At 55.3% G+C, this 13,640-nt stretch carries 11 protein-coding genes; 3 read left to right on the plus strand and 8 right to left on the minus strand.

Annotated elements, in window-relative coordinates:
• Positions 1–15 precede the first annotated feature (15 nt).
• Positions 16–396, plus strand: coding sequence for a VOC family protein (locus FIV00_RS28255; protein WP_152503818.1), 381 nt, complete (start codon positions 16–18; stop codon positions 394–396).
• 55 nt (positions 397–451) lie between these two features.
• Here FIV00_RS28255 and FIV00_RS28260 read toward each other — a convergent pair whose 3' ends face one another.
• The 4 genes from FIV00_RS28260 to FIV00_RS28275 all read right to left on the minus strand — a co-directional run bounded on the left by FIV00_RS28260 (position 452) and on the right by FIV00_RS28275 (position 4,697).
• On the minus strand, positions 452–1,846 hold the full coding sequence (locus FIV00_RS28260; RefSeq protein WP_152503819.1) for an adenylate/guanylate cyclase domain-containing protein: 1,395 nt from the start codon (positions 1,844–1,846) through the stop codon (positions 452–454).
• 239 nt (positions 1,847–2,085) lie between these two features.
• Positions 2,086–2,853, minus strand: coding sequence for an ABC transporter permease (locus tag FIV00_RS28265; RefSeq protein ID WP_152503820.1), 768 nt, complete (start codon positions 2,851–2,853; stop codon positions 2,086–2,088).
• Positions 2,850–3,644, minus strand: coding sequence for an ABC transporter ATP-binding protein (locus FIV00_RS28270; RefSeq protein ID WP_152503821.1), 795 nt, complete (start codon positions 3,642–3,644; stop codon positions 2,850–2,852). The genes FIV00_RS28265 and FIV00_RS28270 overlap by 4 nt, the downstream gene beginning before the upstream one ends.
• Before the next feature lie 42 nt (positions 3,645–3,686).
• Positions 3,687–4,697, minus strand: a complete 1,011-nt coding sequence (locus FIV00_RS28275; protein WP_152503822.1) for an ABC transporter substrate-binding protein — start codon at positions 4,695–4,697, stop codon at positions 3,687–3,689.
• Between the two features lie 519 nt (positions 4,698–5,216).
• Between FIV00_RS28275 and FIV00_RS28280 the strand changes: the two genes are divergently transcribed.
• Both FIV00_RS28280 and FIV00_RS28285 read left to right on the plus strand, forming a co-directional pair.
• Positions 5,217–7,490, plus strand: a complete 2,274-nt coding sequence (locus FIV00_RS28280; protein ID WP_152503823.1) for a nitrate- and nitrite sensing domain-containing protein — start codon at positions 5,217–5,219, stop codon at positions 7,488–7,490.
• A 95-nt stretch (positions 7,491–7,585) separates the two neighbouring features.
• Positions 7,586–8,092, plus strand: a complete 507-nt coding sequence (locus FIV00_RS28285; protein WP_152503824.1) for a GNAT family N-acetyltransferase — start codon at positions 7,586–7,588, stop codon at positions 8,090–8,092.
• A gap of 33 nt (positions 8,093–8,125) precedes the next feature.
• Here FIV00_RS28285 and FIV00_RS28290 read toward each other — a convergent pair whose 3' ends face one another.
• The 4 genes from FIV00_RS28290 to FIV00_RS28305 all read right to left on the minus strand — a co-directional run bounded on the left by FIV00_RS28290 (position 8,126) and on the right by FIV00_RS28305 (position 13,600).
• Complete coding sequence (locus tag FIV00_RS28290; protein ID WP_152503825.1) at positions 8,126–8,407, minus strand: hypothetical protein; 282 nt, start codon at positions 8,405–8,407, stop codon at positions 8,126–8,128.
• Between the two features lie 297 nt (positions 8,408–8,704).
• Positions 8,705–10,558, minus strand: a complete 1,854-nt coding sequence (locus tag FIV00_RS28295; RefSeq protein ID WP_152503826.1) for a dihydroxy-acid dehydratase — start codon at positions 10,556–10,558, stop codon at positions 8,705–8,707.
• Between the two features lie 148 nt (positions 10,559–10,706).
• Complete coding sequence (locus FIV00_RS28300) at positions 10,707–12,323, minus strand: thiamine pyrophosphate-binding protein (RefSeq protein ID WP_152503827.1); 1,617 nt, start codon at positions 12,321–12,323, stop codon at positions 10,707–10,709.
• An 8-nt stretch (positions 12,324–12,331) separates the two neighbouring features.
• Positions 12,332–13,600, minus strand: a complete 1,269-nt coding sequence (locus FIV00_RS28305; protein WP_152503828.1) for a CaiB/BaiF CoA-transferase family protein — start codon at positions 13,598–13,600, stop codon at positions 12,332–12,334.
• Positions 13,601–13,640: the final 40 nt, after the last annotated feature.

Consider the following 13,640-nt stretch of genomic DNA (forward strand, 5'->3'; position numbering starts at 1 on the left):
CGGATGGAGTTGAAAATGTCGAAGATGAACGCCGTTGGATGGTTTGATATTTATGTCGAGGATATGGATCGCGCAGTTGCATTTTATGAGAGGGTATTCGACCAGACGCTGGAGCCGATAGGCGACCCGACTGGCGAAAATCAGATGATGAGTTTCCCAGCCGACATGAGCGCCTACGGTGCCGGTGGAGCCTTGTCGAAATCTGAAAACGCATCCCCGGGCCCTGGTGGTACCGTTGTCTACTTTTCAGCTGAAGACTGTGCTGTCGAGGAGAGCCGCGTCAGCGCTGCCGGTGGCAAGATCATAAGACCCAAATTCTCCATTGGAGACTATGGCTGGGTCAGCCTGTGTCAGGATACCGAAGGCAACTTCTTTGGCATCAGTTCCATGAAATGACTTTGGCTTGCGGGGTGCATACCCGAGGACCCCGCAAACCGGCCATGGAAAGAATTCACACGGTCCAGACGTTTATCGACGTTTCCCGGCCTCTCAGCTTTATCTGATTTTTGGCCGAGAACTTGAAGTCCGGATTGGACGCGTTCTCGTCAAGACCCGCACGGCGCATCAGTTCTTCACTGACGACGCACTTGCACCCAAGTTCGCGTGTGGACGCTTCCAGCCTGCTGGCCACATTCACTGTGTCGCCGACAACAGCAAATTCCAGCCGTCTCGACGGTCCTATGTCACCCAGGATCACCGGGCCGAAATGAACACCTACAGAGACCTTGATGGGTTCAATGCCTCTGGATTGCAGGTCCTTGTTGAAGGCCTCGGTTTCGTCAATGAGCTGCAACGCTGCTTTCAACGCATTGGCGGCGTCGCCGGATTTGGTTTCCGGCGTTCCGAAAGTCGCCATGACGCCGTCACCCAGGTATTTATCAAGCGTACCTCCATTTTGAAAAATGGAGCGTTCCACGAAGGCATGATAATGGCGCAGGAGGTCCATGACTTCCTCAGGTGAATGATGCTCGGCAAACTGGGTGAAGCCGACAATGTCCGTGAACAGCACTGCCACTTCCTGTGTTCGAACAGCCCCGATATCGCGATCCGTCGAGGCCAGAACATCGACCAGACTGGAGGGAAAGTAACGCGACAGGTTCGCACGCTCCGCCGCGAGATTGGCCTGTCGCATCAGGAGCTGGTTCGATCGCCAGCCCTTGAGCGCCAACATGGCCGCAACGATCAGGAAAACGACAATTTCCTGAATGCGTACTGAAGGGCGGACGCTATTGGGATCCAGTTCGCTTCCGACAATCGAATGGCCTTCAAAAGCGATTGCAGTCGCTTCGCTTAGCTCGGGAATTTTCTGTCCGAAAACCGCAACATAGATGAAACCGGCCAACCAGAGCACACCCACCCAGGTGCCAATCGCCCAAACCGTCCGCCAGGAATAGGCCAGTGTGGCAGCCGCCAGGAAAATGAAAAAGTAGATGAAATTGTCAAACCTGTAGATGAACGCGGTCGGCACGTCCTCACTGAAAAAGGGATTGGGTGTGATGAAGAGAAGTGTCAGCAGGCTAACATCCAGGAAGATGAGGCCAAGTTCCGTGCGCGAATAACCGACGCGCGCCAGCCGCAGCTGCAGCCAGCCGAGAGCGATAAACACCGCGACCCATGCTTCATAATAAAGCACGCTCAGGCTCGGATTGAGGAAGGGCAGAAGGAGCGCGACTATGGACATCGCCACCGTTCTGGCAATCACAGCGAGGCGGTGCCCCTCCATTTTTTCGTTTTCAAGAGCCTGTGCCAGGAACTGGTTTGAACTGGCCTGCTGCCTTTCATCGTCGCGCAATTGACGAAGACGCGCGATAAACCTGAACGGTGAGGGCATTCTGAGAGCCGACATACTCACTCCGTGTCATCTCAATCGTTCCAGTAGCTATCCTCACAATTGGTAATGAAGGAAAGGAATTCCTATGCCCTGTTCCGAAAAAGCCGGTCAGTGAATTGAAACCGCGTTGCACATAATCGCAAGCTGCGGCTTCGGAAGCGCATGCCAGACCCGCACACCCTCGGCCAGCGTGAGTGATCTGCCTCCAAGTTCACGTGGGAGGCGGCAAATTGCGCAGACTTGCGCCAAGCCGCTCAGCTTGGCGTGCGCTCAGCCCAACCTGCGAAAATTTTCTCCAGACCGACTACGATGTAATAGAGAACGATGCCAAGCAGGGCCAAAGCAATTAGAACCGCGAACATGAGCGGATAGTCCGAGTTGGTTTTCCCACTGTCGAACAGCGCACCCAGTCCCCTTCCATGAGGGCTGACGATCTCCATCAGATTGGTCCCGATGAAAGCCAGTGTCACCGACACCTTCAAAGCTCCGAAAAACTCAGGGAGCGTTTTCGGCAATGCGATTTTCCAGAAAATCGTTGTTTGCGATGCTCCGAGAGATCTCAGGATGTCGCGATATTCAGGCTCCAGGGTGGACAACCCGATCGACACAGAAACGGCAATCGGGAAAAAGGAGATCATGAAGGCGATCAGAACCGTATTGAAGTCGTGGGCGCCGACAAACATAAGCGCGACGATGGGAACAACCGTTGCCTTCGGGATTGCGTTGAAGCCGACCAGCAGCGGATAGAGAGCATCCCTCATGGTGCGTGAGAACCCCATCACCATTCCAAATGCGATACCGACGAGAACTGCCAGCAAAAGCCCCACGATTGTGCGCCAAAGCGTCTGCCAGCCCATGACAAGGAACAGTTCCCAGTACCGCACATAGGCAGGCCATAGATCACTCGGCGACGCCATCTTGTAGTTGGGCCAGTCATTCACCCAGACAAGCGCTTCCCACAGCAGCAGGAAAACCAGCATCGCAAACATCGGTACGATCACATTGCGCAAGCGTCCGTTCATGATGCAACCTCTTCGGGAACGCGCCCTTGGGCAATTTCAATCTGATGCCGCAGGATTGTAAGCCTCTCGGCTGCTTCTGCCGTGTAGAGTTCTTCCAGATTTGCGGGCGCTGACCGGTCGATGGTCATGACATATTGCGTGCGTGCGGGCCGACCGGACAACACAACAACCTGATCCCCCAGAAAAATGGATTCTCTGAGGTCATGGGTGATCAGCACTCCGGTGAACGGTTCCTTGGCTTTCAGGTCATGCATCGTTTGCCAAAGATCTTCCCTGGTGAAGGCATCAAGCGCGCCAAAAGGTTCATCCAGAATGAGCACTTCCGGCTGATGCACCAGAGCCCGGCACAGAGACGCGCGCTGCCGCATGCCTCCCGACAGTTCCGACGGACGTTTGTCCTCAAATCCTTCCAGTCCGACCAATGACAGCAAATGCCGCGCCCGGTCTTTCGCGGCTTCGCCTTTCAAGCCGTTCGGAACGATTTCAAGGGGCAGCATGACGTTCTTCAAGATTGAGCGCCATTCCAGTAGAACCGGATTTTGAAATGCCATGCCGACTGTCGAGCGAGGCCCTCGCACGCGTTCGCCATGAAGCCAGACTTCGCCTTCATCAGGACGCATCAGTCCGGCAATGAGGCGCGTCAATGTCGACTTGCCGCAGCCGGAAGGACCTACAACGGCGCAGAAACCGCCTTCCTCGACCGACAGTTCAAGTCCGTCCAGAACTGGCAGTGGCCCGGCAGCCGTCGGATAGGCATGCCGCACGCCCTTTATTTCAATCAATGCTGTCATGAGATCCTTGATGGCCAGGGGGCATGAAGCCCCCTGCCTTTTTTACTTCAAAGAAAAACCGCCTTCAGGCAGGTAGGCGTCCGTGAAATAGAGGCTCGCGTCAGGCTCATTCTGGAAGTCATAGACAGTACCGATCTGCTCAATGGCACTGGCCATGCGATCCGCGTCGATACCGCCCATACCGTTCGCGCTCGTATAGTCCGTGACGACATTGGCATCGATCGCCAACTGCAGGCGGCGCTGTTCCAGCGCGGCATCGGCTGCCGGGTTGCGCTTGACCAGCGCAGGAATGACAGCTTCGGGATCAGCGATTGCATCTTTCCAGCCCATGGCAACAGCCTCAAGGAAGTTTTTGACCACCTCAGGGTTCGCGGCTGCGAATTCCGTGTTGACGATGACCGCGTTGCCGTAAAGATCGAGACCGTGGTCTGCCATCAAAATGGTCGAAATGTCTTCTTCCGGCACACCCAAACGAACGAGGTTCAAATAGGAGCTGAACGAAAAGCCCGTGATGGACGAAACGTTTCCTTCAGCCAACATCGGTTCGCGGGTCGGGAACCCGACCGGCTCAACCTTGATGTCATCCATGTTGATGTTGTTTTCGGCAGCAAAAATCGGGAACTGCGCCCAGGCACCATCCGGTGGCGGTGCGCCGAGAACCTTGCCCGCAAGGTCTGCCGGACCTTCAACGCCCAGTGACTTACGCCCAATGACGGCAAAAGGGGGTTTGTCATAAACCATCATCGCAGCAATGACGGGTGCACCCGGATTCTGGTCGAGGAATTTGATCAGACTGTTGATATCCGCAAACCCGATCGGAAATGCACCTGTTGCGACCTTCGGAATTGCATCCAGGGACCCGGACCCCGCGGTGATCTCAACGCTCAAGCCCTTCTCATCAAAATGGCCATTGTCAATGGCGGCAAAATAGGGCGCGGACGGTCCTTCAAATTTCCAGTCCAGAGCAAAAGGGACAGAGGTCTTGTCACTGGCCACCGCGGCCGTTGCTCCGAATGCCACGACCGCAGCCGCGACGATTTTGCTGTAGAACATGAACGTCTCCCGTTACTTCAACTGTGCCAGCGATAAGCTGGGTCTCTACTGCGCCAAACGTTAGAGAGTGAAATCGCGATTTGCAAATCTTTTTGGCACGTTTATTTTTTGAGCACACCCTCAGAAATAGCAGATGGGTCCGAAAGCCGGATCGGAAAGTGCTTCGAGGGCCAAAACACGCTTAAAATCCATAAGTTGCAGCCCCACTTTACGTCGCCTGGGGAGGGTGCTCCAACCAGGAACCGGCCACACCGACTGAAGATTTGCCAACCTCGGCTCCATCAAAGGCGCTTTCTCCGGTTTTACTTAACCAAATGCTACCTGGAGCCGCCGCTTCTTAAAGTTGTTGTTTCTCAATCTACTATCCAGACGACCCCAGCATGAGTGTGCCTGGAAATTCACCTCTTGCCATACCAGACGCCTCATTTGGGCAATCAGCTGACATTAATCGGCCGCGCTTTACCCAAATTGTAGATCTGTCGCCCACAATCAGAGGCATTCATCGTGAAGAGGCGCCTTATGTCATCATTTCTTGCCAATCGATCGATTGCATTCAAGCTCGCCCTTGTGTGCTGGGTACCGGTCTTGGCCCTGATCGCCATAAGCGCACAGAAGATCCACGTTGAATATCAAGCCTGGCAAAGGGCAGAAGCCATCGGAGAAGTTCTCAATGTGGCACCAATACTGTCAGATCTGGTTCACGATATTCAGCGCGAACGGGGAACGTCTGCTGGATTAGTCGGCTCTCGAGGATTGGCGTTCAAGCAGTCGATCAAAGATGAGAGATCCGAAACAGATGCCGACCTGAAAAGGCTCCAGGCGACAGTTGGAACGCCCTCCGGGAAACTTGCCGCCTCCAACTTCACAGACCCTTACAACGGGGCGCTCGCTGACCTTAAGAACCTGACGAAGATCCGACAGGAAGTCGATGCTCTTCAGATTACGGTGCCGGACATTGCAAACTACTATACGGGCATCGTCGCTCAGCTTCTCGAAGCAATAGAAAAAATGAAGCTCTCGGTCGACAATGCGGAAGTTCTACACCAGATCTCGGCCTATATCGCACTACAGCACGCCAAGGAACATGCAGGTCTTGAGCGCGCCATGGGTGCTGTCGGCTTTGGGTCAGGGAGTTTTGAACCCGAGACCTACCAGCGCTTTTTGAGCCTCGTCGCGCAACAGGACAACATGTTTTCTCAGTTTCGCCAGAATGCGCCGACCGAAGCTCTCGTCCTCTTGAGCAAGCTGCAGCACGGTCCATTGGAAACACGCGTTCAGGAGTATCGGGAAATTGCGCAGCAGAGTCCCTACGGCACCAGCACGGCGCTTGTATCCGGGAAGGACTGGTGGGACGCAACGACTGCCCGCATCGACGCGCTCAAATCCATCGAAGACCGGTTGTCCCGATCGCTGCATGACTGGGCATTGGAAGCTTGTCAAAAGGCCTGGACTTCATTCCTGACATTGACGGCGTTTCTTGTTGCACTCGTGGCTGGTGCCGCTCTCGTTTCGCTGCTGGTTTATCGGGAAATCCAACCACCAATCGCGCGTATCAACTCATCGATGGCCAGCTGGGCAAGTGACGGAGCTATTCCCGATCTGAAAGAAGCGCAGCGTCGGGATGGGATCGGCGAGCTTGCACGTACCTTGAACGACCTGCGTCACCGGTTGGAGGACACACGGAAGATCGAATTGGAACGCAATGCCCGTGAGCGGGCACAAACACAAGAAATGAAGCTGCTTTCCGATCTCAATGAATGGCTTCAGTCGAGCACATCAACCGACGAACTTTACGCGATGATTGAAACATTCATGGCGAAGCTGCTTCCGGAGAGCAGCGGCAGCGTCTACGTCTTTTCCAATTCGCGCGACGTTCTGGACGGGACCTGCGCATGGAATGGCGGAGAGCTGCATGAGCACATTCGTCCCGACGACTGCTGGTCGCTGCGTCGTGGACGTGGCTACTCGTTCAAGACCGATGATATCAAGTTCGCCTGTGAACACACGCAGCCTCATGACGACGGCCCTTACTATTGCATCCCGATCCTGGCGCATGGCGAAACCGTTGGCATGATGCATCTGAAACCTTTGCCGGACATTTCGACGGATGCTTTTTTCGAAAGCTACCGCCTCGCCCAGCTTGCCGCAGAACAAATCAGCCTTGCCATTGCCAACAGCAAGATGCGTGATCAATTGCACCAGCAATCCATTCGGGATCCACTGACCGGCCTCTTTAACCGGCGGCATTTCATTGAAGTTCTGAGGCGAAATGTCGAGACGTCAAAGCGCACGAAAGCGCCCTTTGTGCTGGCATCGATAGACGTCGATCACTTCAAGCGGTTCAACGACAATCACGGGCATGACGCAGGCGACATGGTTCTGCGCGCTGTCGGGTCGACGCTGGAACAGGCATGTGGTGTTGAAGAATTGCCGTGTCGTATTGGCGGTGAGGAGTTCATGCTGCTGCTGTCCGACACGACGTTGGAGGCAGCCGAAAACCGCGCCGAGGAAATCCGTCAACTGATCGAAAAGATCACCGTGCGTTATGGCGAAAAGTCACTGCCGAAGATTACCATCTCCGTCGGACTGTCAGCCTATCCTGAGCACGGATCACTGCCGCAGGATCTTATGCAGTCGGCCGACGATGCCCTATACAAGTCAAAGGCGGCTGGACGGAACCAGGTCACCATAGCCAATTTGGCCAAGGAAGTTCCAGATCAACCAACCGTCGATTTTGATAGGGTCAAGGAGGAGCTGATCGATCATGTTGACCAGCGGGTTGCCAAGATCTAGATCATCACAAAAAAAAGGTCGGACGTTTTCACAAGACACGCATTGACCCAGACAGTAAAAGCGATTTGACGCCTTTCCAATAGAAGTGCCTCTTCATGATTGTTTTTGAGACTTCGCGACTAAAGGTTCGGAAATGGCGGCGCAACGACTTTGACACCTTGCTTTCTGTCTACGGCAACCAGAAAGTCTGTAGATACATTGATGACGGATCACCACTCTCCGCGGACGAGGCCAGGGCCTGGTTGTCGGTCACCCAGACCAACTATGAAAAGCGCGGGTATGGGATGTGGGCTCTGACGGCAAAAGACACCAGCGCAACGATCGGGTTTGGAGGTCTGGTGCATCCCGGCAATCAGAAAACTCCTGAAATCAAATACGCCCTTGATGTGGACCATTGGCGGCAAGGCTATGCAACAGAATTCGTGTCTGCCGCTTGCAGCCATGGCTTTGACCGCTTCGCCTTGCCTTCCATTATCGCAACCGTTGCTGCGGAAAACTTCGCATCAATCCATGTGCTTGAAAAATGCGGTTTCAGTGCCACTGGAGACCAGCTGGAGAGCGACGGTTCGATCACACTGGTCTTTCAAAAAACAGCAATCTGACCTTTGAGATCGCCCAGCGCGGCGACCGGTTCTTTAAAAAAATCCGAAGTCATCGAAACTGTTCGGAATGTCCTCATCGGTTACAAAGGATTGGGGTTCGCCGAAACTGGAATGACCACCCGCCTGGCCTGGCTTCCAAATAGGGGGGTGCATGGTTTCGATCGGGATCCACTCCCCACCTTCTGCATCTTCGTCCGGTGACACACCGCTGAAATCAAATCTGTCTTCATCAGAATTGGTTGCGGATGTCCTGTCGTCTGCATTCAGGTCGCTTACTTTGTAAGATGTAATAAATGTGTTTGATACGCGGGGCATTTCCATCTTTCCTTCTCTTCAACCATGGAGCAGGTGCCCCAACGTGAAGTCAGAATAGAAAGTGCGGGATTCCCGGTCTGTGACGAGGATTACGAAGTTTGCAAATCCGATTTCTTGCTGCAGACACGCTGCATCAAGAAGACATCGAAGCGCAGAACGGTTGTTACTGACCCGAACAAGCCTGACCCGCCAGCAGGCAGGTAAGACGCAGAAATGTCTGACCGGCAACCACTCTAAAGAGCACTTGCCGGCGCCTGGTTCACTTGGAATGAGCAATCCGGTCGGGACCGGCCGTGATCAAGTACCCCGGTGACGGTTGCTTGGCTCGAAGCCCGATTTTTCCGCCTGCCTTGGCTCACGCACCCAGACTTCACGGTTCGGATGCATACCGCCACCGCGAACAGCAGGAACGGCGGTGTGACGCGCCCTGTGCAACAGTCTTGTATCGGCAACACCACAATTGGGATGCTGACCGCCATTATCGGCGACGATCTTGTCCCACGCCGCTTTGCGAGTGGCGAAAACCTCAGGGTCCTCGAGAGCCAAGCAGTTCAATGTGTTGCTGTTCAGATCAACGATAATGGCATCGCCATCTTCGACAAATGCAATCGGGCCGCCCAGGGCCGCCTCAGGTCCGACATGACCGATCACGAGGCCAACAGAACCTCCTGAAAAGCGCGCATCCGTCATCAGGGCGACAACAATGTCGCGTTCGCGGCAAAGTGTCGTGATACGGGAGGTCGGATCCAGCATTTCCGGCATCCCAGGAGCACCGCTCGGCCCGGAGTAGCGGACGATAATCATGTCCTTGTCCTGGAAGCTGTCTGGCGCTTCATCAAGCGCTTTGATGAGATCGGCTTCACCTTCAAACACACGAGCACGGCCCTTGAAGAGATTGTCTTCCAGACCACCTTCGACGCCCGCAAGTTTCAAAATAGCCGAGAAATCCGGTGACAGATTGCCACCGAGCATTCTGAGCCCGCCTGTCGGCTTGAAAGGTTCTGCCACCCCATGAATGACATCACCATCTGGCGCAGGGGTGTTCAGGTCGGCAACCTGTTCGGCAAGTGTGCGTCCGGTGCATGTCATCATGTCGCCGTTCAGAAGACCTGCATCCAGCAGATCCTTGACAATAACCTGGACGCCCCCGACGCGGTCGATGTCAATCATGGAATACGCGCCATATGGGCGGGCATTGGTAAGGACCGGCACAACGTTTTTCGACAGGTGATTGAATTCTTCCGGTGTCATGACATCACGCCAGAAGTGTTCATAACCGGCGGCACGTGCGATTTCCGGTACGTGCAGAACCACATTTGTGGACCCACCGATGGCCATCGCCACGATCACGGCGTTGCGGATCGAATCCCGCTTGACGATATCGCGCGGCTTCAGCCCGGATGTCATCATGGCGGCGAGATGCGAAACAAGCTCAGCCGGAAATTCTTCAAGGCGCCTTGGGTCGTCGGAAGCAGGCGCAACCATATGAAGAGGTTGCAGTCCGACAACACCGATGAAGGTTTGCATGGTGTTATAGGTAAACATGCCGCCGCAACTGCCAATGCCCGGGCAGGCATTGCAGGCAATGCGATGGCGGACCGCCGGATCCGGATGACCTGCAACCTGATAAGCGCTGACAATATCCAGAGCTTCTCCGGTTTCGGGGTCCCGGCCCGGCCGGATGGTGCCGTCCGACATAATGATTGCCGGTTCATTGTGTTCCAGGACGGCTGCAAGCGTACCGACTGGCGGCTTGTCGCAGGCGACCACGGCGATGGTTCCGGCAAGGCCTGTCGCCTCCAGATGCTCACACAAGGAATCGTTGGTGACTTCCCGGCCCAGGAGCGAATAGCGCATCTCACGCGTCCCGTTCCGGATGCCGTCAGAGGTCGCGATGGTGAATTCAGGCTGCACCAGTCTGTATTTCAGCTGGTCCGGACCATTGCCAATCCGGGATTTGAGGTGCTCATGAATGGCGTCGACTTTGGAGGCAACGCCGAGGTAACACTGGCTGTCTCCTTTCGTGCCGACAACACCGACTGAGGGTTCGTGAATAAGTTCAGGATCGGTCCCCAGTTCTCTGGCAACACCAATGGTCTGAGCGGACCGGCCAGGGTGGCGATCAATCAAGACGATTTTCGAACCCTTCATTTCATTCTCCCTCACGTCGAGCACGATTACGTGTGCACCTGTTATCCCGTTTTTCGGCACCTGAATAGCCTCAAGCTGTTCGGATCAGGAGCATTGCCCATCCAAAATCAGCCAAGTACAAAAAATCGGCTTGGTTTCTCAGTTTTTCCTAGAACAGCCCATCGTAGGCTCGGCGGGGAATTCGACAGGCCAGCAAGGTAAACCCGTCGCGCTTCAGCGCTTCTTCGGTTTCAGACCTCAGATCGTTTTCGCTCTCGATCCACACACCGTGCCCACCATATGCGCCGGCCACAGCCGGAAAATCCGTCTCTCCAAAATCCACACCCACATTCGGCCTTTGACTGCCGCGCTGTTTCAGCTCGATCAACGCAAGACTGGTATCGACCAGCACACAGATGATCACGGGGATATTCAGATCGCGCAGCGTTGAAAGCTCGCCCAAACACATTTCAAGACCTGCATCTCCGACAAAGGCGATGACCGGTGCCCGATCATCGACAAGACGGTGGCCCATCGCGAGTGGAACCGCACAGCCCATGGTGCAAAGAGCCGATGACTGGAGCATCTGCCTCGGCATCGGGCAGCGCCATATTTGACTGACCAGAATCCGATGCGCGCCACTGTCAGCCGTTGCGACCGTGTTCGCAGGCATGACGTCGCGCAGCGTATGGAAAACCCTGCCGGGGCCCCAGCCGGACGGCTCCGGTTGAAATGCCTCTTCAAGATCCTTGCGCACCTTTGCCGGTTGGCCGGCAGCCCAGGAAGGCTGTTCCGTGCTTCTGGCGTCCGCCAAAAGTTCCAGAGCCGGAGCGACAGCGCTGCGCAGTGTTGCGGAAACGGCGTGCATGCCATGTGTGCGCAACACCGACGTCACGTCGATGACATTCGCCGTTTCCTCCCAGGGATTGCGCCAGTTGATGCGCATCTCGATCGGGTCATAGCCCAAGAGAAGAATGCAATCGCTCTGATTTATCAGCGGCAACAGGTGGCCATCAGCCTTTGGTGACAGACCGGCGCCTCCAAGTGCAAGATCGCTGTTTTCGTCCAAAAGACCCTTGCCCTTGTAGCTGGTCACAAGGGGAATATTGAACGTTTGGCAGAACTTGGAGATCTCGAGCGAAGCACCTTCGTTCACGGCATCAACACCGGCAATGGCGATCGGACGTTCTGCCTTGGCAAACAACGCTAGCGCCGTTTCAAGGTCAGGTCCCTTAAATGGTGCACTGGCTACAGGTGCGGAAGAAAAGCGCTCGCTCCATCCCTCTTCCGTTTCCGCTTCGGCGACCTTGATCGGAACATCTATGTGCACAGGCCCCGGCTGACCATCGAGCGCAATTGCCAGAGCTTTTTCCATCATCACGTCCAGCGCACCAAGGCGAGCTGAGAAGCTTGCCTTCACGATTGGCCGCAACAATTGCTGGTGATCGAAAACCTGGTGTGTGTAGCTTTCCGCATCGGCCTGATCGACGCAGCCGGTCAGGAAAATCAGTGGCACGCGGTCTTGCCATGCGTTGGCAACCACATTGATCGCATTTGCTGCGCCCGGACCAATGGTTGCCAGAAGCACGCCCGGCGCGCCGTCAGCATGCCATCCGCCTTCAGCCATGAAGCCACCGGCATTTTCATGTTTGACCAGAACGAAATTCAGCCCCGCCTGATCGAGCGCCTGCATCAACGCAAGAACTTCACCGCCAGGAATGCCAAAAGCATGACGGCAGCCAGCTGCGTGAAGTTTGCCTGCGATAATATCTGCACCAGTGGTCATTGAAATGCTTACCCTTTGTTCGGAGCATCCGCCCCAAGATCCAAAATACCTTTTGCTTCCAGATCCGAAAGCTGCTCTGCGGTCAGTCCGAGGTGACGAGCGAGCACGTCTTGTGTGTCTGCGCCGAGCAACGGCGGCGCGTTCCTGTAACCAACCGGCGTCTTCTCAAGGTTGATCGGAGATCCAATCAGGTCAACGTCTCCGCTGAGTGGATGCGGCAGTGTAATGCGCATGTTGCGCTGCTGGATTTGCGGATCATCGAAGACCTGTCCCAAATCATTGACCGGGCCACACGGAACACCCGCCTCTTCAAGCAGCTTGATCCACTCGTCTGCCGTCTTTTCAATGGTAAGACGCCGGATCAAGGGGATCAGCTTCTTGCGATTTCGTACCCGATCCGCGTTCTTGGCAAATTGAGGATCGGCACCAAGCTCGGGCGCACCTACAACCGCGCAGAACTTTTGAAACTGGGTGTCGTTGCCGACCGCGATGATGAATGACTGGTCTGCGGCTGGAAAGGTCTCATAAGGAACGATGGTCGGATGCCCATTGCCAAGCCGACCGGGCACATTCCCGGATACCAGATACCCAACGCCCTGATTGATCAGCCAGGAGACCTGCGCGTCGAGCAAGGAAATGTCGATATGCTGGCCTTCATCCGTTGAATGGCGGTGGTTGAGGGCGGCCAGAATCGAGACTGTTGCGTACATTCCACACATGACGTCGGCGATGCCGACACCACACTTGGTTTCCGTACCGCCATCTTCGTCAGTAAATCCGGTGAGCGACATGATCCCACCCATGCCCTGGATCAGGAAATCGTAACCAGCACGATGGGCATAGGGCCCGGTCTGACCGAAGCCGGAGATCGAACAATAAATGAGGCGTGGATTGCGCGCTTTCAAAGTTGCGTAGTCGAGACCACGCCGCTTCAGATCCCCCACCTTGAAATTCTCAACCAGGATATCGGCCTTGGCAGCAAGATCGGCAATCAGGCTCTGGCCTTCTTGGCTGGACAGATCAATCGCAACAGATGCCTTGTTGCGGTTCGAGGACAGGTAGTAAGCGCTCTCGGCGGTCTCATTTCCATCCTTGTCCTTCAGGAAAGGTGGTCCCCAGCCGCGGGTATCGTCACCGCGACCCGGGCGCTCGATCTTGATCACTTCCGCACCAAGATCACCAAGGATCTGGGTACAGGTCGGACCAGCCAGTATTCGCGACAGATCTAGGACAACAAGACCGGACAGAGCGCCGGGAGCGGGGCTGGATGGGGACACACTTCACCTAAACGTGCTGAATTTCGTCGGAAAAGGCCAC

This window comes from Labrenzia sp. THAF82 (assembly GCF_009363435.1).
Lineage (GTDB): Bacteria > Pseudomonadota > Alphaproteobacteria > Rhizobiales > Stappiaceae > Roseibium > Roseibium porphyridii.